Consider the following 23,914-nt stretch of genomic DNA (forward strand, 5'->3'; position numbering starts at 1 on the left):
TCCTCCTTATGCCTTATCAGCAATCAACGTGCATTATCCTACAGTTGTAGGTTTTTGCTCGTTTACTATTTCGTTAATTTCTTTCATCAGCTCTTCAAACAACTCGGTTTCTTTTACTTTCCGAACAATTTCACCATTACGGAAAATCAAGCCCTCGCCATTTCCGCCGGCAACGCCTACATCTGCTTCACGAGCTTCACCAGGGCCATTTACCGCGCAACCCATTACCGCTACTTTTAACGGTACTTTCAGCGTGGAAATGGCATCCTCGACTTTTGTTGCCAAGCCGATTAGGTCAATTGCGCATCGACCGCAAGATGGGCATGCAATGACCACTGGATCGTTGTTCACGATATCCAAGCTGCGAAGGATTTGTTTTGCTACTTTAATTTCTTCAACAGGATCAGCCGTCAGGGATACGCGAATGGTGTCACCGATTCCCATCGACAATACCGTTCCGATTCCAACTGAAGACTTAATGCTGCCGGAGAACTGTGTACCTGCTTCTGTTACACCGACGTGCAGCGGATAGTTGCGTTTCTGTGCCATCAACGAATATGTTTGGATCATCGTTGGAACATCGGAAGACTTCAAGGAAATGACGATGTTGTCGTAGTTCAAGTCTTCGAGAATTTGCACGTGGTCTATCGCACTTTCTACGATCGCTTCCGGAGAAGGGTAACCGTATTTTTCCAAAAGTCTTCTCTCTACTGAACCGGAGTTGACCCCGATACGGATCGGAACATTGCGCTCGCGGCACGCTTCCACTACACGTTGCGTTTTTTCTTTTGAACCGATGTTTCCTGGGTTAATACGAATTTTATCAATCCCGCTCTCCAGCGCAATCAATGCCAGCTTGTGGTCGAAATGAATGTCGGCAACGAGCGGCAACGGGGAGCGTTCTTTAATTTTTTTGATGGCACGGGCTGCATCTTCATTGATGACGGCCAAGCGAACAATTTGGCAACCGACATCGTGCAGTCTCTGAATCTCAGCCAGAGTTTTCTCAACATCACGCGTGTCTGCTGTCGTCATCGACTGGATGACTACGCTTTTTTGGCCCCCGATTTGCACTCCACCTACAAAAACCGGTTTCGTCTCCTCGCGCTTGAACATTTTGCACCATCCTTTTAGGTATGTCTGTTTTTCTCTCTATCGTGTTAGTACGTGATTAGGAGAACAATCGTTGCAAATCATTCCACGTCACTACCAAAATCAGCAACATCAAAAATGCAAAGCCCAAGAAATGAACCATTCCTTCTTTATGCGGGTCAACAGGTCGACCACGCAGCGCCTCTACTCCCAAGAATGCGAGACGTCCGCCATCCAAGGCTGGCAGCGGCAACAGATTGAACAATCCGAGGTTAATGCTCAATACTGCAGCCCATTTCAAAAGAATCGCCATACCTTGTTGAGCAACCTCTCCAGTCATCTTGAAAATACCGACTGGACCACTCAAGTCCTTCAGTCCGTATTCACCCGTTACGAGCATTCCCAAGCTTTTCAGGATCATCATCGTAAACTCGTAAGTGGAGGTTGCACCGTATTTGAGAACTTCTCCTGGGGCAAACGTGAGTGCATTGGTTACCATGATTTTGCCCACGTTGTTTTCGTCTTTCCCTACTTTAACTGGCACAGTCATACGCTGGCCATTGCGCTCGTACTCAAATGTTAATTGTTGTTCCGGCGCTTTGCTAATCTTCTCTACAACGTCTTTCCACGAGGATACAGGCTGACCTTGAATCGCGATCACCTTATCACCTGGCAATAATCCAGCTTGAGCAGCAGGTCCTCCCGGGATCACATTCCCCAGATAGCTGCCATTCGGTACGCCGTACAAGAAGCCGATCGCGATAAACAAAACAAACGCCAGCAAAAAGTTGGCTGCAGGTCCTGCAAAAATCGCCCAAAAACGTTGTGAAACTGTCTTGCCTTTGAACTGTCTGTTCAGAGGGGCAATCTGTACTTCTTGTCCATCCTTGACCAGCTGAGCTTGTGGATGAACAGCAAACGTCTTCTGCTCTCCATCTAGTTCAAGCACGATATTTAAATTTTGCTCCAGATCAAATTGTACCACCGTACCAGTGATCGCACGAGTAGAACCAGAACTTGGCCCATCGAGCAAAATATGTGTGACCTTTCCTAACGCATCTCGCTCCACGCTTACTTCCATGTGCGGTTTCAACATATCCATCTCCGGGTCTTCCCCCGCCATGCGAACAAGACCACCGATGGGTAACAGGCGTAAGGTGTATTCCGTTTCTCCCCGCTTCACGCGAAAAATTTTTGGCCCCATTCCCAGTGCAAATTCACGACATAAGATCCCTGCCTTCTTGGCCAGAAGGAAGTGTCCTAGTTCGTGCACAAAGACAAGTACCCCAAATACAACTACAATCGCGAGAATTGATTCAACGGAATCCAGGTTGGGCAAAGGCAAGTGAACAGCCACCTTTCTGTCAAGTATCTAACACTCATATTCCTTAGATGGAGACGAGCGCATAAGAGCGTGCCCATTCATCAGCTGCAAAAATATCTGCAAGCTCCGGACTCGCTACACCAGGGTGAGCTTCGCATGTTTTTCGGACGACCTTTTCGATGTCTAAAAAACGGATCGCTCCCTTCAAGAACCTATCAACTGCGACTTCATTGGCTGCATTCAGTACTGCAGTATGCGTACCTCCTGCCATGCCGCACTCATACGCTAATTTTAACAGAGGATAACGCTCATAATCCATGGCTGCAAAATGAAGCGTGGCGATCTTGACCAAATCAAGCGGTTCCGTAGGTAGTTCTTTTCTGATGGGATAGCTCATGGCGTACTGAATCGGAACCTTCATATCCGGCGTACCGAGTTGGGCCATGACCGCTCTGTCTTTGTATTCTACCATAGAGTGTATGATACTTTCATAATGCAATACGCATTCGATTTGCTCATAAGGTAAATCGAACAGCCAATGAGCCTCGATCACTTCAAAACCTTTGTTCATCATGGTAGCAGAATCGATGGTAATTTTTGCACCCATGCTCCAATTCGGATGAGCCAATGCCTGCTCTACTGTCACTTGCTGTAGATCCTCGCGAGAGAGGTGACGAAAGGAACCGCCTGAAGCGGTCAAAATAACCCGCGCCACATCTTCCTTGCGTTCGCCTTGCAGACATTGATAGACAGCTGAATGCTCGCTGTCTACTGGAATAATCGATACACCTTTTTCTTTCGCTCGTTTCATGACGACAGGGCCAGCGCTCACTAGTGTCTCTTTGTTGGCCAGTCCAATTGTTTTTCCCGCCTCAATCGCGGCGAGTGTAGGTGCGACCCCTACACTGCCGACAACAGCGGTCATAACGAAATTGGCAGCTTCATGACGGGCAACCAGTTCCAATCCTTCCGCCCCGTAAACGATTTCTGGATGAGACTTGCCCGCCAATCTTTCTCGCAGTTCAACGGCAGCCTTCTCATTTCCTACAGACACGAGCTCGGGCTTGAACTTTTCCACCTGGCGCGTCAATAGATCGACGTTTGTTCCAGCAGCCATAGCCACCACCGAAAAATCCTCGGGATGCAGGTCTACGACTTCAAGCGTGCTCGTTCCAACTGACCCCGTTGAACCTAAGAGCGCTATTTTTTTCACGGATTTCACCCTCTATATCTCTTTCTATATGCAAAAGGTTTTAGACAATACCTAATAGATGTAGAACCGGAAAGACGAGCAAAAAACTATCAAAGCGATCCAAAACGCCCCCGTGACCCGGAATGAGCTGTCCTGAATCTTTTACATGGAAATGTCTCTTGAAAGCCGACTCAACCAGATCCCCCAATTGCCCGACGATCCCCGCAACAAGTGCGATTGTCAAAGCTTGATCAATCGCAAAATGTCCAAAGCTTGCATTGATGGAAAGAACAATCAAGACAGAAGCGACGAGACCTCCTAAGGCCCCTTCCACCGTCTTGTTTGGACTTATTTCTGGCCACAGTTTACGCTTACCTATTGCTTTTCCGACAAAATAGGCGCCCGAATCAGTCGACCAGATTCCCATAATGACCATGACCGTAAGCATGAATCCTTCAGGTAGGTTTCGGGTAGCGGCCATATAAGTAAAACCGTAGCCTATGTATAACGCCCCCACCAACGTAAGGGCGACGTGTTCAATGTGAAACTGATTTTTCCGTAAAACGGAGTAAATCAACAAGAGCAGGATGACGGGCAGCATCAGATCCGGCATGCTGATACTGAGCCAATCCGAAAATAATAGAGACGGCCACAAAATGCTTAACATCAATACATATCCGAGCAATCCTGCCAAATAAAATGACTGAATGCCAGCCATTCTCATAAATTCAAAATAGCCAATGACAGCCAGTAAAAACACCAATAGTGAGTACCAAACTCCACCAGCATACATCAATAATAGAAAACCAGCCCCACCAATCAGGCCTGTTATTATACGTTGCTTCAACTGATTCCACCTCTCGGCTATACCGCCCCGTAGCGACGAGCTCGGCCTTGGTATTCCACGATTGCTTGATAAAAATGTTCACGGGTAAAATCAGGCCATAGCACATCCGTAAACCATAATTCTGTATATGCCAATTGCCACAGCATAAAGTTACTCAAGCGAATCTCCCCACTTGTGCGAATCAAGAGGTCTGGATCGGGAATTTCGCTTGTATACAGGTGGCTCGATATCAATTCCTCAGTCAGTTGCTCTGGTTGAAGCTCACCTGCTTTTACTTGTGCAGCCATCACTGAAAATGCTTTTGCAAGTTCATCACGCCCACCATAATTCAAGGCAAAATTCAATTGCAAACCGCTATTGTCCTTCGTTTTTTCTTCTGCTTCCAGCAGCGCTTTCAACGTATGAGAAGGCAGCTCGTTTTTACTGCCCAACATGCGTATGCGGACACCACGTTCTATTAATTCATCCAATTCTGTCGACAAAAATTCCTGCGGAAGTTTCATGAGAAAATCCACTTCATCGCGTGGACGCTTCCAGTTTTCGGTAGAGAATGCGTACATCGTCATATAACGAACGCCGATCTCGTCTGCAACCTTCACGACTTCTTTTACTGCTTTCATACCTGCTCGGTGCCCGGCAACCCGGGGTAAACTGCGCTTACTGGCCCAACGACCGTTGCCATCCATAATAATTGCCACATGCTCCGGAATTTTACCGGAACGATCGAACTCGGCTGGCTCCGATTGTTTTTCTTTGCGGCCCCATTTGCGCGCCAGATGTTCTAACATAAAGTGTTCCCCCGTAATGAGAGATATAGACGTACATCCCCCTCAAACGAGGGGGATTACCATTACCTATACTTCCAAAATGTCTTTCTCTTTGTCCTTGACGACCTTGTCAACTTCAGCAATGAATTTATCCGTTGTTTTTTGGATAGTTTCTTGGTGACGACGGGAATCGTCTTCAGAAATGGTAGCAGCCTTTTCCAGCTTTTTAATTTCATCGTTTGCATCACGACGGATGTTACGAATGGCTACCTTTGCTTCTTCTCCACCTTTTCCAGCCAGCTTCACGAGCTCTTTGCGACGCTCTTCTGTGAGTGGAGGAATCATCAGGCGGATAATCACGCCATCGTTGGATGGAGAAATTCCCAAATCCGATTGCTGCAGCGCACGGTCAATTTCTTTGAGCGCTGTTTTATCCCATGGCTGGATAGTCAACATACGTGGTTCTGGTACGCTGATGTTAGCCAATTGGCTAATCGGCGTTGGAGTGCCGTAGTAGTCTACTGTTACGCGGTCCAGCATAGCTGGGTTCGCACGTCCTGCACGCAGGCTGGACATGTCTTTTTTCAAAGCATTGATCGCTTTATTCATGCGATCTTCCATGTCTTTTAGCACAGATTGTGGCATAATTATTCCCCTTTCACTAGAGTACCGATTTTGTCGCCCATTACTGCCCGACGAATATTGCCTTCTTCAGAAATGTTAAAGACGATCAATGGGATACTGTTATCCATGCACAGGCTGGATGCTGTTGAATCCATGACACCTAAACCTTTGTTCAGCACTTCCAGGAATGTCAACTGATCGTACTTCTTGGCGTTCGGGTCAAGGCTTGGGTCTGCAGAGTACACACCGTCTACCTTATTTTTCGCCATCAGGATTACTTCAGCTTCAATCTCAGCTGCACGCAGAGCAGCAGTCGTATCCGTTGAAAAGTAAGGGTTACCAGTACCTGCAGCGAAGATGACCACGCGCATTTTTTCTAAATGACGAATGGCACGACGCCGTATGTATGGTTCTGCTACCTGTCTCATCTCAATCGAAGTTTGAACACGAGTCGGGACGTTCACTTTTTCTAACCCATCCTGCAAGGCGAGTGAGTTCATAATTGTGGCCAGCATCCCCATGTAATCGGCTGTTGCCCGATCCATTCCTTTAGAGCTGCCGGAAAGTCCGCGCCAGATGTTACCTCCTCCGACGACTACTGCGACTTGTACACCCAATTCTACGATTTCCTTGATCTGGTTAGCGACGGAGAAAATAACCTTTGGGTCAATACCATACCCTAAGTCCCCCGCCAAAGCTTCCCCACTCAACTTTAACACAACCCGTTTATAGGCAGGAAGTGGCATGTGAAACGGCCTCCATTCATGAATCATTCTCTGTGCCCAGTCTTCATTCCTTCTAATTGGGAACAGGTACACACTTGCTATTTACATGCAGAAAGTTTCACACAAAGTGAAACTCTCGCTTTGAAAATAGGGAACACGAAGGTGTTCCCTATAACATTTATTATTGCTTATTAACTTGAGCCATTACTTCAGCTGCGAAGTCTTCTTGTTTCTTCTCGATACCTTCGCCTACTTGGAAGCGAGCGAATCCTTTCAAGGTAGCACCTGCTTCTTTCAACAGAACAGCTACTTTCTTGTCAGTATCTTTTACGAATGGTTGCTCAACCAGTACGTATTCTTCGAAGAATTTGGAGAGGCGACCTTCTACCATTTTCTCAACGATGTTAGCAGGTTTACCTTCAGCCAATGCTTGGTTTTTCAGAACTTCACGCTCGCGCTCGATCTCATCAGCGGAAACTTCATCACGGTTAGCAAAACGAGGGTTAGACGCTGCTGCGTGCATACCCAGGTCGCGAGCCAGTGTTTCGTCTTGTGTACCTTCCAAAGTAACCAGAACACCAATACGACCACCCATGTGCAGGTAAGCACCGAAAGCGCCGTTGTCGGATTTCTCGGAGAGTGCAAAACGACGGAAGGAGATGTTTTCTCCGATAGTCGCGATTTTCTCGTTGATTACATGACCCAAAGTCTCGCCAGCACCTTTGAAAGGTTGCTCCAAAGCTTCTTCAACAGATGCAGGACGTTGGGATACAACGTGCTCAGCGATATCTTTAACAAGTGTTTGGAACTCAGGGTTTTTACCAACGAAGTCAGTTTCGCAGTTTACTTCTACAACTGCTGCAACGTTTCCAGCTACTGCAGTTGCAGTCAAACCTTCTGCTGCAATACGTCCGGATTTTTTCGCTGCTTTCGCTACACCGCGCTCACGGAGCAAGTCAATTGCTTTTTCCATGTCGCCTGCTGTTTCTTCCAACGCGCGTTTGCAATCCATCATACCTGCGCCTGTACGCTCGCGCAGTTCTTTAACCGCTTGTGCACTAATTGCCATTGAGTGAAACCTCCTCGGAAAGTTACGATCCTATTATAGTCGAAAAGCAAGCCGCCTGCTAACACCTCAGCGACGCTAATCAGCAAAAAAGGATGGACGGGGGTTCTGACACCCTCAGTCCACCCTTTAACACACATGCTTACGCAGTTGTTGTTGCTTGTTGCTCTGTACCTTGGTTTCCTTCTTGCAGAGCGTCTGCCATTTTAGCAGTGAGCAATTTCACAGCGCGAATTGCGTCATCGTTACCTGGGATCACATAATCGATTTCATCTGGATCGCAGTTAGTGTCTACGATCGCTACGATTGGGATACCCAATTTACGAGCTTCTGCTACAGCGATGCGCTCTTTACGAGGATCGATAACGAACAGAGCGTCAGGCAGTTTATCCATGTGAGCGATACCGCCCAAGAATTTTTCCAGACGATCCATTTCTTTGCGCAGAACGATAACTTCTTTCTTAGGCAACACTTCGAAAGTACCATCGTTTTCCATACGCTTCAGCTCAGCCAAGCGAGAAGTACGTTTTTTGATAGTAGAGAAGTTTGTCAAAGTACCACCCAACCAACGTTGGTTGATGAAGTAGTGACCTGTGCGTTCTGCTTCTTCTTTAACGGATTCTTGTGCTTGTTTCTTCGTACCAACGAAGAGCACTTTACCGCCGTCTTGAGCGAGTTCACGTACGAAGTTGTACGCTTCCTCTACTTTTTTAACGGTTTTTTGTAGGTCGATAATGTAGATTCCGTTACGTTCGGTGAAGATATAGCGAGCCATTTTCGGGTTCCAACGACGAGTTTGGTGACCGAAGTGTACACCAGCCTCGAGCAATTGTTTCATCGAAATTACTGCCATATTTCACACCTCCTTCAAAAATGGTTTTTGTGATGCCTACCTCCGTCTCACCGCATTTTCCAAGCAATTCTGCCATAGGCAGCACCGTTGCCGGAATTGGTGGACGTGCGATTTCAACACCGTAAATGAATATATCATATGGGAGTTTCAATTGCAACAAACGAATTCCATTTATTTCGTAAAAAAAGTTTTGACCCTTCTTGGCAGACGACAAATGGACATATTTGCTTACATTGAAAAAACCGCCTATTTTTTAGGCGGAGTTGTTATCAACTTGACGATATCTGCTTCCTTAGCGGCGGTCGACACTTCATAGGTACCGACACGAATACGATTTAGCTTGTCGCTTGCACGTAGCTGGGCCACAAATTGATTGTCGGCAGGAAGAATTCCTTCCTTGACTAGAACCTGCGCTACATCCTCTGCAGTTGCTTTGTAAGGAACAGTGAAAGATACCTTCTTGTCTGCTACTGGTGCTTCCACTGTCGGAGCTTTAGGAGCTACCGTATTGGGTGACGTTAGTGTCTGCGTATTCGGTACGGTTGGAGTAGGCTGGCCGTCCTTACTCACTGGATTCGTTGGCGAAATCACCTTTTGCTCTGATGAAGTTGCAGGTGTCGTAGGCTGTACAGCTGGCGTCTGCGGTTGCTTTGTCACAGGCGCCACTGTTTGACTTACCTTTGGCGCAACTGGCGCCTTAGGCACTCCAGGAGCTGGCTTTACGTTCACTTTCTTTTCTTCCTGCCACTGTTTGTACTCTTCTGCAGTAAGTACGACCATTTCCAGCTCTTGTGCAGCTACTTTCATTTGATCGACAGTCATGGCTGGGGCTTGCGCAGTTTGCTTAGGCGCTAACAGTCCGATAATGGAGGTAGCCACAATAAGTCCTGCTCCAAATCCAAATAATAGCTCTTGTTTACGCATCGGCAAGACCTCGTTCATGCCTGTCAGCCAAGGAAAAGATCAAATCGATTTCCCCTCTGCCGGCACTGAGCCGTTTTGCGATCTCATCCCGAGACAAACCTTCTTTACTCAGCTCAAAGGCACGGCGATAACGTTCTCGCAGTGCCAGCATATCCACCTCTTGAGCTTGAGGTGCTGGTTCTATCCTATTCGTATCCTTTGGAGCTTCTTGCTTATGAGTTTCACTCTTTTGCCATTGTTCTTCCACATTGTCTAATCGCTTGCTCAAACTAGCGATATCCTCGAGAAGATCCGCTCTCATTTCCTGCCATTCTGCAGCAAGAAGATTGGTTTCTTGCTTTACCTGTTTTTGAAGACGCTGAACGCTTTTTTCGAGCTCGTCCTTGTCCGTCGTGCGTTGTGTCGGTATTGAGGAAAAGGAGTCAACAGGCTGCTTCTTTTTAATGACAAAAGCAAGAAGCATGCTGATCATTCCTGCTCCAATCAGGATGGGATACACTACGTCCATGTTGTCCACCTTTATTTCTGGCTTGACTTCGTTTATAAAGAAATATCTATAATACGTCCACGCAATGGATCTCTCATGAGATCAGCATTCGTAGATACACCTTCGCTCGATTCGGACAATTGACTTCCAGCGGATTCTTTTTTGTCCTGATGCTCTTGCTGTCCTTGCTTTTTTTCTCGTTCGCGTATCTGGTTCTTTTGTGATTGCTCAAGATCGCTCGGGCGCTGGCGCATATGTTCATCCAGGTCTCTTCGCTGATCAATCATTGATTGTTGTTCATGCATGGTTCGTTGTTGCTGATGCTCCTGAATTCGGCCGACTTCTAGCGTGCGTGGTATTGCTACCTGCAATTCAACCGCTTTCAAACTCATATGGCCCCAACTCCCTCTGTCACACTAAGTATGTAAGCATCCTGGATTAGATAAGAGTTGCTGTGCTAATTTCACCGTCCAGCACAATAAATCGCGTTCTCGCATACTCGTGCTTGATAAAGTGCACCAGTTTTCCAAACGTCATTTTAATTCCTGGATACATCACATGATATGCCTCAATAGCTGCTGGTCCTTCCCCTTTCAGCTCGAGTTCAATATCATTTCTGCGTGCTTCTAATTCCTTGCTTTCTTTTTCCAGAACCAGACGAGTATTGGTTAGCTTGATTTGCATGAGACGTTTGTCTGCTGGAAGTTCTTTGCTGGCTTGAAGGATCTGATTTATAACGCCCAGGCCTTGATCTGTTTTGCGTAAATTTTCATACACATTTTGTAGTTCTTTTTGAATGTTCGCCAGTTCTTGTCTTAATTCCGGTTTTACTCCTACTTCGAGTATCGTAGGAGTGGCGCTGCTGTTCCCAAATACTCGAGCCACAATCTTTTCCCCAGCTTGCAACACGCCGCCAATGATGAAGCCTTTAGCCCCTTTGCAAATGATTTGCTTTCCGGCTCGTACGGTTGAGAACATGATGCTTTGAGAAACAATCACTTGATTGCCAGCCGTTACATTGGCGTTTTGGATAAAGGATGTCCGGACATCTTTCCCCGCAACAATGCAGCCCTTGTCCTGGGCAACAATCCCGCTTTTGATTTCAATGGAGCCTTCCGCGTACAACTCGGCCCCTTCTACACTACCAAGTACGCGTATATCTCCTGATGACTTTACGCGAAAGCCATTCAATACGTTCCCGCGAATGACCACCGTTCCCACAAAATCAATATTGCCAACACCAAAATCAACATCCCCGTTTACTTCAAATACGGGAAACACGTTCATTTTTGCCTGTTCCGTAAAGGAGACTTGTCCGTCAATAGCGGCGTATAGCATTGTCCGCTCTTGATTAAGCACAACATTTTTCCCAGGCTTTATGTTTATTTCCTTGCCGGCTTTGGGAGCGATGGGCTCTCCGGTAACTGCTGTGCCTGGTTGTCCCTGGCTTGCTGATATTTTACGTGCCAAGAGTTGCCCTTTTGCCACATTTGGGATTGTCGTCACATTATAAAAATCAACCCGGCCATCCTCTAGCTCTCTTGGACCTTCCCCTTCATTAATAGATGCCAAATAGGGGTACTCGATAGTCCCATCGGTTCCGGCCACAGGTGCAATCCCTTGAGCAACCTTTACTCTCGCGTTTGCATACTTCGCGGGTAAGGTACATAAGTTCTGAACTACATCGTGGAGAATTCCATACTTCACATTGCTTGTCTGTAATACTTTGTATACATCTGTTTCCAAGACGACAATATCGTCGATATCTTGTTCGTCCATACGGAGAAGTAACTCAGCCTCCAATTTATCAGCTGAAATTTTTACTTCTAATTTATAATTCCCGATCCCTTCCATCATTCTACCCCTCTCAAGCTTGGGTAATGTCCCCTTACATCAATTGCGATTTCCATCTGGACAACGCAGAACGAAGTCGGAAAAGAGCTTTGGAGTGCAACTGGGATATTCTTGAAGGTGACAAGCTCATGATTTCCGCAATTTCTGATAAGGTCATTTCTTCAAAATAAAACAAGGAGACTACCAAACGTTCCTTTTCAGGCAATTTGTCGATGACCGTTACAAGAACCTCTTTTAAGCTGGATACTTCCGCCACGTTTTCAGGGCGAGGTGTGAGCTCGTCGATGATATACGAATGTCTTGCCGTTTTTTGTTCGTCCTCATCCCCTACTGCCTCATCGATAGAAACCATGCTGGCAAGAGAGGTTTCCAAGAAAACCTGTTGAAGCTCCTTTTTGCTTATTCCCAGATAATCAGACACTTCTTGATCGGTTGGCATTCGCAGCATTTGCTGTTCCAAGGTGGTGTATGCTTCTTCGATTTTTTTGGCCTTGTCTCGAACAGTACGAGGGATCCAGTCGTTCTCGCGTAGTCCATCGATCATTGCACCACGAATCCGCCACATGGCGTACGTCTCAAATTGGAGACCCCGGGTATGATCGAATTTAGCCAAAGCGTCCAATAGCCCAAAGCGCCCATAACTAATCAAGTCATCCTTGTCCACATTTGCTGGCAGATTAATTGCCAACCGATTTGCCACCTTATCTACTAGTGGCAAAAACCGCGTGATCAAGTCGACCTCCGCCTCGCGACTTCCCTCTTGCTTCCACATGACCCATTTATCGAACTCTTTTGCTTTTTCTTGACTGGTTAGCCGTGCCACGAATAGTCACCAACCTTTACTCATCTGATAAGCGCCTAACGACCTCTGCAACGGTGGCTGGATCCTCAGTAGGCTGAATCCTTTCCATCTTGTTGATTGAGAGTGGTGCAAATGTTTGATCTTCCTGTTCCAAGTGTTGTCCAATTTCCAGAACGACTCCACCTTCTGCTAGAGGAGAGCTCGTCCCCTCTAGCGTGTCCGTAACCATTGGTGGAGTAGATGACTGTATGAACGTTGCGAGCAGCCAACGAATTGGAAATGCGGCGAGGAAGAATAGGACAAATGCGATACCTGCTCTCTCCAGTGATACGAGCCAGACATTACTCGCCACAGCCGTACCCAGCGTCACAAGAAATGCGAGCATTCCTAATCCAAAATTAATCCAAATGGTTCCTAACATTTGTTATACTTCCTTCACACCTTGATTTACGGTCCTGATTTGAAGAATGCCGTTTGTGGCATCTAACTCTATTGTCCGACCGCAGTTTCCCCCTGTATCTTCTGCCACGATCTTTATATGAGCATCCTTCAATGCAAGTTTGCATGCCTCTACATTCCGAGGCCCAATCCGCATGGTGTCATTATTCCCTAAAAATGCGAACATTTGTGCACCGCCAGCCAATTTCGCAACTGTGTGTCTGGTCTCCGCGCCAGCCTTCACCATCAACTGAATCAGATGGGGGATTGCTGTATCCGCATACTTGCCTATCGTTAGCTCCCCGCTTTTAGCCAAAGACGATTCTGGAAGCATAACATGTGCCATACCTGCAATTTTATGGATATGATCGTAGAGCACTACCCCTACGCAAGAACCTAAACCGGTAGTTCGGAGCTTACTCGGCGGCTTTGCCACACCAAGATCAGCCATCCCTATCTTAATAATCTCCATCGAACGGAACCCCTAATGAACGAAATAGTATTGGGAGCGATTCAGGATCAGGAATTAAGAAAAAGTTCCCTTTTACTTGCTCATTGCCTTCGAAAAAAGCGGTGTCAATCGTGAGGGCAAAGTCACCCGCTTGACCCAACGCTATTAATCCATAACTTAGAATAGCTCCAGCCATATCCACAGCGAGTGCAGGCACGGACGGCTGTAAATTTAATTGTGTAAAATCAGCTAACGATGAAAGATAAGAACCTGTTAAGATGTTGCCAATCTCATGCAACGCTGAGATCTCCAGCTCTTCCCACTCGTACACATCTTTATTAATTCCTGTAATTTGTTCGAGCAGGTGCTTGGCAGAATCCAAATCAAGGATGAAAAACATGTTCCCTGGACAATCACCTTCAACCCGGAGGAAGACGGTCACTACTACAGTTTCCGCTCCTCCTACACAATCTGCAACTTCGTCGAAGGGGATAATCTTGACTTGTGGAACTTTCATATCGATTTCTTTTTGTATGAGCTTGGAGAGAGCCGTGGCAGCGTGACCAGCACCAATATTCCCGATTTCCCGTAAAACGTCAAATTGGAAATCCCCAAACTTCGTAAAATCGCCCATTTTACTTACCCCTCAATTGCGTCCAACTGCTTGATTTCCTCAGTGCTCAATACTTTATCGAGGTTTAAGAGGATTAACAGTCGTTTATCCAGTTTAGCGACGCCTCGCAAATAAGCAGCTTCCACTCCTCCAACAACCTCTGGAGGCGGTTCAATCGCATCAACTGGTATATCGATAACATCGTTAGCAGCATCTACAATGAGACCCACTTCCAACTCACCTACGGCCACGATAATGATTCGAGTTGCTTCGGAATAGACGCTTTCTTCGAGACTAAAGCGATTGCGCAGGTCAATAATCGGTGTCACAACACCACGCAGATTTATAACCCCTTTGACGAAACTAGGCGTTCGAGGAACTCTTGTGATGTGCTCCAGCTTTTCAATGGATTTGACCTGATGAACCTCTACGCCGTACTCTTCGTCCTTCAATCGAAAGACAATCACTTTCACTTCGCTAATGACTTCTTTTTGATCGAGCATGTGGCTGCCCCTCCTTCTACTTAATCAGCGAGTTACAATCTATGATGAGCGCGACCTGACCATCTCCCAGAATCGTTGCACCTGAAATAGCAAATACATTAACCAAATATTTGCCGAGAGATTTTAGAACAATCTCTTGTTGGCCGATGAACGAATCGACGACTAGGCCTGCCATTTTCTCACCTTTACGTACGATGACGACTGCCACTTCATCTTCCATCGTTTCCCCATTATCAGGCACTTGGAAAATGTCCTGCAGCGAAACGAGCGGAACTACACGTCCCCGGAAGTCGATCACTTTTTGGCGGTGAGCCATCATGATTTGATCTTTTTTAAATACAGCCGTCTCAATGATGGAGCTCAGTGGGACAGCGTACTTCTCATCTTTCACTTGTACCAGCATCGCTGAAATGATAGAGAGCGTAAGTGGCAATTGAATGAGGAAAGTCGTGCCCTGGCCGCGCACAGAATCTACGCCGACACTACCGCCCAACGATTCAATTTTGGACTTAACGACATCCAGTCCAACACCACGACCGGAAATATCAGAAACAACTTCCGCGGTACTAAAGCCTGCTGCAAAAAGCAACTCGTGGATTTGCTTGTCGCTCATGCTATCTGCAATAGCAGGATTGACAATGCCTCTCTCAAGCGCTTTTTTGAGAACTTTATCTTTATTGATTCCAGCACCATCATCTTTTACTTCAATAAATACATGGTTCCCACTGTGGAAAGCGCGGAGCTCGATTTTACCTTCCTCTGGCTTACCCGCCTTTTTCCGATCTGCTGGAGACTCAATTCCGTGGTCAAGCGAGTTACGCAGCAAGTGATTGAGTGGGTCCCCGATTTCGTCGATGACGGTACGGTCCAATTCTGTCTCCGCACCGATAATCTCCAGGTTCACTTTTTTATTCAGATCTTTTTGCAGATCACGAATCATACGTGGGAAACGATTGAATACTTGCTCAACCGGAACCATGCGCATGGTCAGAATGATGTTTTGCAAATCGCCACTAATCCGGCTCATGTGCTCCACGGTTTCCTGCAATTCATTCTTTCCGATCTCGCGTGCCAACTGCTCCAAACGACCGCGATCAATGACTAATTCGCTAAACAGATTCATCAAGATATCCAAGCGTTCGATATCCACACGAATTGTTTTTCCACCCGCCGTCGCCTTCTTCACAGGTGCCTGAGGAGCTTCTGCTGCTCCTTTTTCAGCTGGTGCTGGTGTCTGTTGCACTACGGGAGCAGGTGGAGCTTCACTCTTCAATTGAATCGTTTCGATTGTCACATCTTGGATTTCCGAAATGTTAAGAATCGTAGTACGTACTTTTTCAATCGATTGCTCCGTCACATAGGCGATTTCAAACGATTGTTCAAATCGCTCATTCTCGATATCTTCAACAGCTGGCTTCGTTTTGATCACTTCACCCATGGATTCCAATTGATCAAAAACCATGTAAGAGCGAGCAGCCTTGAGCAAGCAGTTTTCATTCAATGTCACTTTGATCCACAAAACGTTGTTTCCGAGCTCCTGAGACTGCTTCAAGACCATCATTGCATAATCATCCAGCTCATGATCTTCAGCTGGCGTGCTTTCCTCTTGCGGTGCTTCCACTTCCATAGTAGCAGCTGCTACTTCCTGCTCGGCTGAAAAGTCTCCAGCTACAATCGCCCGCAGCTTCGTTACAATAGCGGATACATCCGCTGAACCGTCTCCACCTTCTGTGATATCGATGACCATGCCTTCAATCAAATCTACGCTCTGAAAAATAGCATCCATGATATCACTAGTAATCGTTAACTTCTGATTGCGAATCAGGTCAAGTACATTTTCCGCTTCGTGAGTCAAACTCGCCATGTCTTCAAAGCCCATGGTCGCCGACATACCCTTCAATGTATGAGCGGAACGAAAAATCTCTTTGACGTGGCCAATATTACCCGGATCACTTTCCAAGAGTAACAAGTTGGCGTTGATTGCCTGTAGGTGTTCCTTTGACTCCTCAATAAACATGTCCAAATACTGATTCATATCCATAGGTGATCCACCTCCCAAAAATCAGTGCAAGAGCTTGCACAACAGCTCTGGAATCTTTTCTAATGGGGCCACGTTGTCTGCCAAGCCTGATTGAATCGCTGCTCGTGGCATTCCGTATACGACACAACTTGACTCATCTTCGACAATGCTTGTGACACGGTCAAGCTCCTTCATGCGTTTTAGCCCTTTAGTCCCATCATTTCCCATGCCTGTCATGATGATTGCCCATTTGTCTACATTTGTCAATTGACTGACTGATTCAAACAGGATATCGACAGACGGTCTGTGACCGCCTCGTGGCTCCTCTTGATGTAAATAGGCCTGCAGTCTCCCATTTACTTGACGAACTTCGAAATGAAAGCCGCCTGGAGCTATGTAAGCTGTACCATTTTCCAAATACTCGCCATCGACAACCTCGGTTACTCGAATTTGGCATAACGAGTCTAGCCGATTTGCTAACGATTTTGTGAAACCTGCTGGCATATGTTGAACGATGGCAATTGGTGCCGGAAAATTCGCCGGAATTGCAGTCAGTACACTCTGTAATGCTTTAGGACCACCCGTGGAAGTACCTAAAACCACCAGTCTTGCCTTTCCACCCACTTGTGACCGCATCACGGCAGGCGGGCTCGGTATTTTCGTACGTATTACTGGAGAGGCCGGTGCAGCTTTTGATTCTGAAGATACCGGTTTGACTACGCGAGAGATCTGCTTTTTCAAACGTACTTTCGATGCTGCCGCAGCCTTCACGCGCTCGATAAGACGATCGCCCACTTTGTGGATGTCGAGAGAAATTGGACCAGAAGGCTTCGTTACAAAGTCAAACGCGCCTAATTCCAACGCATGAATCGTAGCTTCGGCCCCTTCTTTTGTCAGGCTGCTCAACATGACGATCGGAACCGGGCACTCATTCATCAGCTTTTCCAGAGCGTCCAAACCGTTCATAACCGGCATTTCAATGTCGAGTGTGAGAACATCCGGCGCCAGTTCTTTACATTTTTCAATACATTCGAGTCCATTCTTAGCTCGATCAATCACTTCAATCTCAGGATCCGTAGATAAAATGTCCGAAATCACTTTACGCATGAATGCAGAATCGTCCGTGACGAGAACGCGGATTTTGCTCATTCGAATGTCGCTCCCTTCCTACTTTTATGTCTCATCGTATGAAGTGCCTCAACTTCGCAAGAAACCCTTTGAGACCACTTTCAGAAGCATCTGAAGTAACTGGACCATCCAAATACCGTTCTACCAGATTTCGTATGCTTCTCGCGGCTTGCGATTGTGGATATGTAAGTAGAAAAGGACGTTGCAGTTTAACTGCTTTTGAAACATAAGGATCATCCGAAACATATCCAAGCGACTGAATATCCATATTCAAAAAACGTTTAGAAACCATCGCAAGCTTGTCCGCCGTCATCTTTCCTTCTCTCTCCGAAGACGCTCTGTTTATCACCAATCGAATAGAGACGGCGGGATTACGTGCGTGTAGCATCTTAATGACTGCATATGCATCCGTTATCGCTGGTGGTTCGGGGGTGGTAACGAGGATGACCTCGTCAGAGGAGAGCATGAATCGCATGGATTCTTTTGAAAAACCTGCTCCCGTATCAAAAATGATTGTGTCGGCATAGCCTTGCAACGGGTCCAGATGCGAGAATAAGCGATCTAGCTTCTCATCATCTAACTGCATAATCTGCGTAAATCCAGAACCACCCGCGATGAATTCTAAGCCTCCTGGCCCATGCTCGATAATGTCCCAAACAGTCGTATCTGGCTCTAACAAATGAAACAGATGCTTTTTTGGGGTAATTCCCATTAATACATCCAGATTTGCCAGACCCAGATCCAAGTCAAACAAAACCGCCTTATGACCCTTCTCAATCAAACCAAGCCCAAAATTCAAACTGAAATTGGACTTGCCGACACCACCTTTTCCACTCGTCACTGTCACCAGTCTAGTTGGTCGTGTCTTCTTGTTTTGTAGCATCCGCTCACGGAGTTGCTCTGCTTGGTCACGCATCTGTTTACTCTCCCATAATCATCGTTGAAACCATCTCGGGTGTAGCTACAACGATATCATCTGGTACATTTTGACCTGTGGTTACATACGAGAGCTGTAGATTCATCTCCTGACAAACATTCAACATCGTGCCAAAGCTGTTCGTTTCATCCGCTTTTGTAAAAATGACTTGCTTCACTTGAACTTCCGCAAAATTTTGGACGATCGCTTTCATATCGTTGAATTTGGAGCTCAAGCTAAGTACTAGGTAGTTCACGCTGTCTTTTCCATGCTCCAACAATTCACGAATGCCTTCCACGTATTCATCGTTGCGAAAATTTCGTCCAGCCGTATCGACAAAAATGAGGTCACAATCACTTAAGCGTTCCATGGCTGCCGCCATTTCTTTCGGTGAAAAGACAACTTCCAGCGGGACATTCAAAATGTTTGCGTACGTCTTCAATTGTTCTACAGCTGCCATTCGATACGTATCAGCCGTGATAAAGCCAATTTTTCGTTTTTCCTTCAACATGCTGTTCGCCGCAAGCTTCGCAATGGTTGTTGTTTTTCCAACCCCAGTCGGACCGAAAAAGAAAGCGTACCGTACGTTCTTGCCCAGCTTTGGCGAAGATGCTGTATATGGCTCGATCATCGAAGTGATGATCGTTCGGCATGCCACAAACGCTTCCTCCTCCGTCCACTTTTCACCCGGTTGCGGCATTTCCATTACTTTTCGAATGATTTCCGCTGTTAGCTCTTCAGTCACTTCTTGCTTCAATAACTTTGCACGAATAGACTGTATCGCCGGAGGAAGTTGTTCACTTAAGTCATGCACCAACAGCTTTTGAAACATTTGACGCATATCTCGCATTTCAGTGGCAATCGCGTCATGATTGCTTGCGGGTAAAACTCTTTCTTGGGATGTCGTGACAGGAGCATGCTGCTCAGTTGGCTCTCCTTGCTTTTGCACAACTCTCGTATCTGAGATCTCTTCTTTTGGAGGCGTCGCAACCGCAGTTTGTGTCATCGCGGTTACGACCTGCTCCCTACCTGTTGATTCAACTTGTTGATTCTCTGATGTTTTTGTCACAGTCGGTCTACGATACGCTTGAGCAGCCGTGTACGTACCCGTCTGCGATTTGGGCAAAACGTTGTTGGTTCGATGTTCAGCTGCTACTGTGGGATTTTCTCGCTCGGATGCCTTTTCATCGACAGCAGCGATTACTTCGATTCGTTGTTTGCCAAACATCCCGAACAATCCACCTGTTTTGATCGGCTTGGAATTAAGAATTACTGCATCCATTCCTAAGTCCGTCCTGATTTTTTCCATTGCTTCTGGCATCGAATCGACAATGTAACGTTTTACCCTCACGAAATGTTCACCATCCCTACGCTTTGCACTTCAACATGTGGTTCGAGCTCGCTGTACGACAAAACGGGAACGTCTGGCATCATGCGATCTACTAATTGACGTAAGTACATTCGGACCGCTGGTGATGAAAGAATGATCGGCTGTTGACCCGAGTTGATCATTTTGCTCACTTCAGTCGACATGTTTTGGAATATTCGCTGAGACGTTTCCGGATCCATCGCCAGATAGCTTCCTTGCTCAGACTGTTCCACACGTTCAGAGATTGCTTTTTCCAAACCTGCTCCAGCTGTTAGCACATGAAGTGGTTGCCCTGGCTCCGTAAATTGGAGTGTGATCTGTCTCGCCATCGCCTGTCTCACATATTCTGTGAGTACATCTGGATCTTTTGTATACATGGCTTGATCCGCAAGTGCTTCAAGGATGACGTGGAGATTTCGAACAGACACTTTTTCACGCAACAGCTTTTGCAATACTTTCTGTACGTCCCCAATGGCGAGCAGACTTGGAATCAGCTCGTCTACGAGAACCGGTGCTGTCTCCCGTACATTGTCGATCAGGGCCCTTGTTTCCTGGCGACCTAACAATTCGTGGGCATGTCGCTTGATGACCTCTGTCAGGTGTGTAGCCACAACAGAAGGCGGATCGACAACTGTATAGCCAGACAGCTCAGCAATCTCCTTATTCTCTTCTGTTACCCATAATGCAGGCAATCCAAACGCAGGTTCTACGGTTTCTATCCCAACAATGGAATCATCTTCGATCCCCGGGCTCATCGCCAGATAGTGATCCAGCATGATTTCCCCTTTTGCGACTTGGTTGCCTTTTATTTTGATCATGTATTCATTCGGTCGAAGCTGGATGTTGTCACGTATACGAATGACCGGTACAACGATTCCCATCTCGAGTGCGATTTGTCTTCGAATCATAATGACCCGATCTAACAGATCTCCTCCCTGCTTCACATCAGCAAGTGGGATTAAGCCATAACCGAACTCGAATTCGATCGGATCGACCTGTAACAGGTTCACGACGCTTTCTGGACTGCGTACTTCTTCCATTTGCTGCTCTTCAACCTTGTCGGCGGATTCTTGTATTTCCATCTTTTGGTTCTTCTCCATTTTCCATGCAGCAAATCCCATTATCCCGCATACCGGAAGTACAGGCAGAATTCCAATCGGTGTAAAGAGCCCCAGCAAAAGCATGCATCCGGCTACGATATAGAGAAGACGCGGAAAGCTGAACATTTGCTTGACGATATCTTCACCAAGACCTTCACCAGAAGTAGAACGCGTTACAATAATACCCGCTGCGGTCGAGATTAAGAGCGCTGGAATCTGGCTCACCAGTGCGTCACCGACAGACATGGTAGTGAATCGAGAGGCAGACTCGGCAAAGCTCATATCGTGAATGAGCATCCCGATGATAAAACCACCGATAATATTTACGATAAAAATGATAATACCCGCGATGGCGTCCCCTTTTACGAATTTGCTGGCACCATCCATTGCTCCATAAAAGTCAGCTTCGTTCTCAATCTTTTTTCTTCGGACACGTGCGTCTGCTTCTGTGATCATTCCTGCATTCAGATCGGCGTCGATACTCATCTGTTTACCAGGCATCGCGTCGAGCGTAAAACGTGCTGCTACCTCAGCGACACGCTCAGAACCTTTGGTGATTACGATAAATTGAATGATGATCAAGATCAGAAACACGACGAAACCGACGACTTGATTACCACCGACTACAAAGCTACCGAACGTTTCAATAACTTTACCGCCTTCACCGTGCGATAAAATATTTCTCGTCGTCGACACGTTCAAGGCTAGTCGAAAAAGTGTTGTAATAAGCAAAACCGTCGGAAAGATCGAGAATTCCAAAGTTTCTTTTGTATACATCGACACAAGCAAGATGGTCAATGCAAGGGAGATATTCAAAATCAACAGCAAATCAAGTAGCGCTGAAGGAAGTGGGATTACCATCATGACAACAATGCTTATGACAAAAAGGATCGTACCAATTTCTTTAAATTTGAATCCCACTGGTTATCCTCCTTCCATTTATTTCACTTTCCCTTGCAGCTTGTAGACGTACGCGAGAACTTCCGCGACCGCTTTAAACATCTCTTCGGGAATTTGTTGCCCAACATCAACTTGACTATAGAGAGCCCGGGCCAAGGGCTTGTTTTCCATGGTAACGATACGATGCTTTTTCGCTACTTCCCTTATTTTTAATGCTAGATAATCTTGCCCTTTGGCGATTACCGTCGGTGCACTCATCGCACTTGCGTCATAGCGAACGGCAACGGCAAAGTGAGTCGGGTTCGTAATAATGACATCCGCTTTGGGAAGTTCCTGCATCATACGGCGAATGGCCATACTTCTTTGCCGTTCACGAATCTTCCCTTTAATGAGCGGATCACCTTCCGCTTGCTTATGCTCGTCCTTGAGATCCTGCTTGGACATCCGCAGATTCTTTTCATGCTCATAACGCTGATAGGCGTAGTCCAGAATCGAGAGAATGAAAAGTAATAACCCGAGATAGATTCCCAGCTTTGTCACCTCTTCGGCAGTGAACGATAGAACTGCTCCGATAGACAATAAGGAAAGCTGTACAACTTGTTCCTTTGCATTCCACAAAATGACATACGCGACATATATGCCTGCGCTTATTTTTAATAAAGATTTCAGTAGCTCTACGAGCGAGCGTAAAGAAAAAATTCGTTTTGCCCCTTTAATCGGATCGATCTTTTCCAGTTTCATTTGAAGGGGTTCTGTACTAATTAGCCAGCCTACCTGCATGTAGTTCACCGCAAATGCGACAAGAAAACTCAAGCCTAGGATAGGTCCTACAATTTTTATTGCTTCAAATGCGAGCTGCATCACGATGACTTTCAAATTTTCTTCATTTATTTGCCACGTGGTGTATGTAATCAATGACTCTCGCATCAAATCTTGAAATATGCCTAGCATGGTAGAGCCAAGCATCATTAACAGAAAGAAAAATGCTGTCAAAGATAGGGCTGGGGAAAGATCCTGACTTTTCGCGACTTGCCCTTTTTTTCGTGCGTCTTGCTTTTTCTTGGGCGTAGCTTTTTCTGTCTTTTCCCCATTAAAAAATTGAAGATCTACTTGATAAGAAAGCCTCAATTGATTCATGGTGATCCTCCGAGCGATTTCATCATTTCTGCAAGTGCCCGGAACATGTTCCCAAACAATCCGTTCAGGGTCAACAAGAACGCAGGCATCACCACGATAAGCAGTAAAAAGCCGGCAAGCAGTTTAATGGGCAAACCCACCACAAAGATATTAAACTGCGGGACAGATTTGGCGATAATACCAAGAGAGAGATCAACCAGAAACAAGGCAACGACGATAGGTGCCGCAATCATAAACGCACTCATAAACATCGTTTGAAATGTTTTTATTGCTGTCATCATGACGTTTTCACTTCCGAAAGCCGCCCACATGATGTCCACCGGTATAACCTGGTAACTGCTTATCACACCTCGTATCAGCATGTGATGCCCGTCAATACTGAAAAAGTACAGGACAGCGAGAATGTTTTTGAAGTTACCTGTCACCGGGATATATGCACCTGTCTTAGGGTCAATCACGTTTGCCATTGCAAGACCCATCTGCATGTCCATTAGTCCACCGGCAACCTGAATGGCGATAAACATTATTTCACATATGTAACCAAGAATGACACCAACAAGAGCTTCCTTCATGACATACAGAATAAATGTCAAATCCATCGGAATCTCGCCTTGTACCGGCAAGGATTGAAAACTGATGACGGCAAGGATAAACGCGAGACCGATTTTAAACTGATTCGGTACACCACGAATAGAAAAGAACGGAGCCGTTACAAAAAAGGCACTCATTCGGACAAAAACAAGCAAGAATACGGGCAGATACATCAGAAAAAGATTCATATG

The 23,914-nt window shown here is 46.3% G+C and carries 25 protein-coding genes; all 25 read right to left on the bottom strand.

Annotation, left to right across the window (positions count from 1 at the left end):
- Positions 1-33: 33 nt before the first annotated feature.
- The 25 genes from ispG to fliR all read right to left on the bottom strand — a co-directional run bounded on the left by ispG (position 34) and on the right by fliR (position 23,911).
- Positions 34-1,116 (bottom strand): flavodoxin-dependent (E)-4-hydroxy-3-methylbut-2-enyl-diphosphate synthase, encoded by a 1,083-nt coding sequence (gene ispG, locus PMI05_RS07110; protein WP_007719240.1) that lies wholly within the window; start codon positions 1,114-1,116, stop codon positions 34-36.
- Between the two features lie 55 nt (positions 1,117-1,171).
- Positions 1,172-2,437, bottom strand: a complete 1,266-nt coding sequence (rseP, locus tag PMI05_RS07115; RefSeq protein ID WP_007719243.1) for an RIP metalloprotease RseP — start codon at positions 2,435-2,437, stop codon at positions 1,172-1,174.
- 43 nt (positions 2,438-2,480) lie between these two features.
- Complete coding sequence (locus PMI05_RS07120) at positions 2,481-3,629, bottom strand: 1-deoxy-D-xylulose-5-phosphate reductoisomerase (RefSeq protein ID WP_007719245.1); 1,149 nt, start codon at positions 3,627-3,629, stop codon at positions 2,481-2,483.
- A gap of 40 nt (positions 3,630-3,669) precedes the next feature.
- On the bottom strand, positions 3,670-4,455 hold the full coding sequence (locus PMI05_RS07125) for a phosphatidate cytidylyltransferase (protein WP_007719247.1): 786 nt from the start codon (positions 4,453-4,455) through the stop codon (positions 3,670-3,672).
- Positions 4,456-4,472: 17 nt separating this feature from the next.
- Positions 4,473-5,243, bottom strand: coding sequence for an isoprenyl transferase (locus PMI05_RS07130; RefSeq protein WP_007719249.1), 771 nt, complete (start codon positions 5,241-5,243; stop codon positions 4,473-4,475).
- Positions 5,244-5,309: 66 nt separating this feature from the next.
- Positions 5,310-5,867, bottom strand: coding sequence for a ribosome recycling factor (frr, locus tag PMI05_RS07135; RefSeq protein WP_007719252.1), 558 nt, complete (start codon positions 5,865-5,867; stop codon positions 5,310-5,312).
- A gap of 2 nt (positions 5,868-5,869) precedes the next feature.
- Positions 5,870-6,592, bottom strand: coding sequence for a UMP kinase (pyrH, locus tag PMI05_RS07140; protein WP_007719254.1), 723 nt, complete (start codon positions 6,590-6,592; stop codon positions 5,870-5,872).
- Between the two features lie 160 nt (positions 6,593-6,752).
- The gene (tsf, locus tag PMI05_RS07145; protein WP_007719256.1) at positions 6,753-7,640 is read right to left on the bottom strand and encodes a translation elongation factor Ts; all 888 of its coding nucleotides are present in this window, start codon (positions 7,638-7,640) and stop codon (positions 6,753-6,755) included.
- A 139-nt stretch (positions 7,641-7,779) separates the two neighbouring features.
- A complete protein-coding gene (gene rpsB, locus PMI05_RS07150) occupies positions 7,780-8,490 on the bottom strand; it encodes a 30S ribosomal protein S2 (protein ID WP_007719257.1) in 711 nt (236 codons plus the stop codon).
- Positions 8,491-8,736: 246 nt separating this feature from the next.
- Positions 8,737-9,414: a hypothetical protein gene (locus PMI05_RS07155; protein WP_007719259.1), complete on the bottom strand. Its 678-nt coding sequence runs from the start codon at positions 9,412-9,414 to the stop codon at positions 8,737-8,739.
- The gene (locus tag PMI05_RS07160; protein ID WP_007719261.1) at positions 9,407-9,922 is read right to left on the bottom strand and encodes a hypothetical protein; all 516 of its coding nucleotides are present in this window, start codon (positions 9,920-9,922) and stop codon (positions 9,407-9,409) included. The genes PMI05_RS07155 and PMI05_RS07160 overlap by 8 nt, the downstream gene beginning before the upstream one ends.
- A gap of 32 nt (positions 9,923-9,954) precedes the next feature.
- A complete protein-coding gene (locus tag PMI05_RS07165) occupies positions 9,955-10,293 on the bottom strand; it encodes a hypothetical protein (protein ID WP_007719263.1) in 339 nt (112 codons plus the stop codon).
- A 46-nt stretch (positions 10,294-10,339) separates the two neighbouring features.
- On the bottom strand, positions 10,340-11,758 hold the full coding sequence (locus tag PMI05_RS07170; protein ID WP_007719265.1) for a DUF342 domain-containing protein: 1,419 nt from the start codon (positions 11,756-11,758) through the stop codon (positions 10,340-10,342).
- Positions 11,759-11,789: 31 nt separating this feature from the next.
- Positions 11,790-12,578 carry a FliA/WhiG family RNA polymerase sigma factor gene (locus PMI05_RS07175; protein WP_007719268.1) on the bottom strand — a complete coding sequence of 263 codons (789 nt, stop codon included), beginning with the start codon at positions 12,576-12,578 and terminating at the stop codon, positions 11,790-11,792.
- A gap of 16 nt (positions 12,579-12,594) precedes the next feature.
- On the bottom strand, positions 12,595-12,978 hold the full coding sequence (locus PMI05_RS07180) for a hypothetical protein (protein ID WP_007719269.1): 384 nt from the start codon (positions 12,976-12,978) through the stop codon (positions 12,595-12,597).
- A gap of 3 nt (positions 12,979-12,981) precedes the next feature.
- On the bottom strand, positions 12,982-13,467 hold the full coding sequence (locus PMI05_RS07185; protein ID WP_007719270.1) for a chemotaxis protein CheD: 486 nt from the start codon (positions 13,465-13,467) through the stop codon (positions 12,982-12,984).
- Entirely contained in the window at positions 13,454-14,080 is a 627-nt protein-coding gene (locus tag PMI05_RS07190) for a chemotaxis protein CheC (protein ID WP_007719277.1), read from the bottom strand. The genes PMI05_RS07185 and PMI05_RS07190 overlap by 14 nt, the downstream gene beginning before the upstream one ends.
- A gap of 5 nt (positions 14,081-14,085) precedes the next feature.
- Entirely contained in the window at positions 14,086-14,562 is a 477-nt protein-coding gene (locus PMI05_RS07195; protein WP_007719278.1) for a chemotaxis protein CheW, read from the bottom strand.
- Positions 14,563-14,578: 16 nt separating this feature from the next.
- Positions 14,579-16,603 carry a chemotaxis protein CheA gene (locus PMI05_RS07200; RefSeq protein WP_007719279.1) on the bottom strand — a complete coding sequence of 675 codons (2,025 nt, stop codon included), beginning with the start codon at positions 16,601-16,603 and terminating at the stop codon, positions 14,579-14,581.
- Positions 16,604-16,624: 21 nt separating this feature from the next.
- On the bottom strand, positions 16,625-17,731 hold the full coding sequence (locus PMI05_RS07205) for a chemotaxis response regulator protein-glutamate methylesterase (protein WP_007719280.1): 1,107 nt from the start codon (positions 17,729-17,731) through the stop codon (positions 16,625-16,627).
- Between the two features lie 31 nt (positions 17,732-17,762).
- Positions 17,763-18,626 carry a MinD/ParA family protein gene (locus PMI05_RS07210; RefSeq protein ID WP_007719281.1) on the bottom strand — a complete coding sequence of 288 codons (864 nt, stop codon included), beginning with the start codon at positions 18,624-18,626 and terminating at the stop codon, positions 17,763-17,765.
- A gap of 4 nt (positions 18,627-18,630) precedes the next feature.
- A complete protein-coding gene (flhF, locus tag PMI05_RS07215) occupies positions 18,631-19,977 on the bottom strand; it encodes a flagellar biosynthesis protein FlhF (RefSeq protein WP_007719283.1) in 1,347 nt (448 codons plus the stop codon).
- Positions 19,974-22,016, bottom strand: coding sequence for a flagellar biosynthesis protein FlhA (flhA, locus tag PMI05_RS07220; RefSeq protein ID WP_007719286.1), 2,043 nt, complete (start codon positions 22,014-22,016; stop codon positions 19,974-19,976). Before flhA ends, flhF begins: the two co-directional genes overlap by 4 nt.
- An 18-nt stretch (positions 22,017-22,034) precedes the next feature.
- Positions 22,035-23,132 carry a flagellar biosynthesis protein FlhB gene (flhB, locus tag PMI05_RS07225; protein ID WP_007719288.1) on the bottom strand — a complete coding sequence of 366 codons (1,098 nt, stop codon included), beginning with the start codon at positions 23,130-23,132 and terminating at the stop codon, positions 22,035-22,037.
- The gene (gene fliR / locus PMI05_RS07230; RefSeq protein ID WP_039960378.1) at positions 23,129-23,911 is read right to left on the bottom strand and encodes a flagellar biosynthetic protein FliR; all 783 of its coding nucleotides are present in this window, start codon (positions 23,909-23,911) and stop codon (positions 23,129-23,131) included. The genes flhB and fliR overlap by 4 nt, the downstream gene beginning before the upstream one ends.
- Positions 23,912-23,914: the final 3 nt, after the last annotated feature.

The organism is Brevibacillus sp. BC25 (assembly GCF_000282075.1).
In the GTDB taxonomy this organism is placed as follows: Bacteria; Bacillota; Bacilli; order Brevibacillales; family Brevibacillaceae; genus Brevibacillus.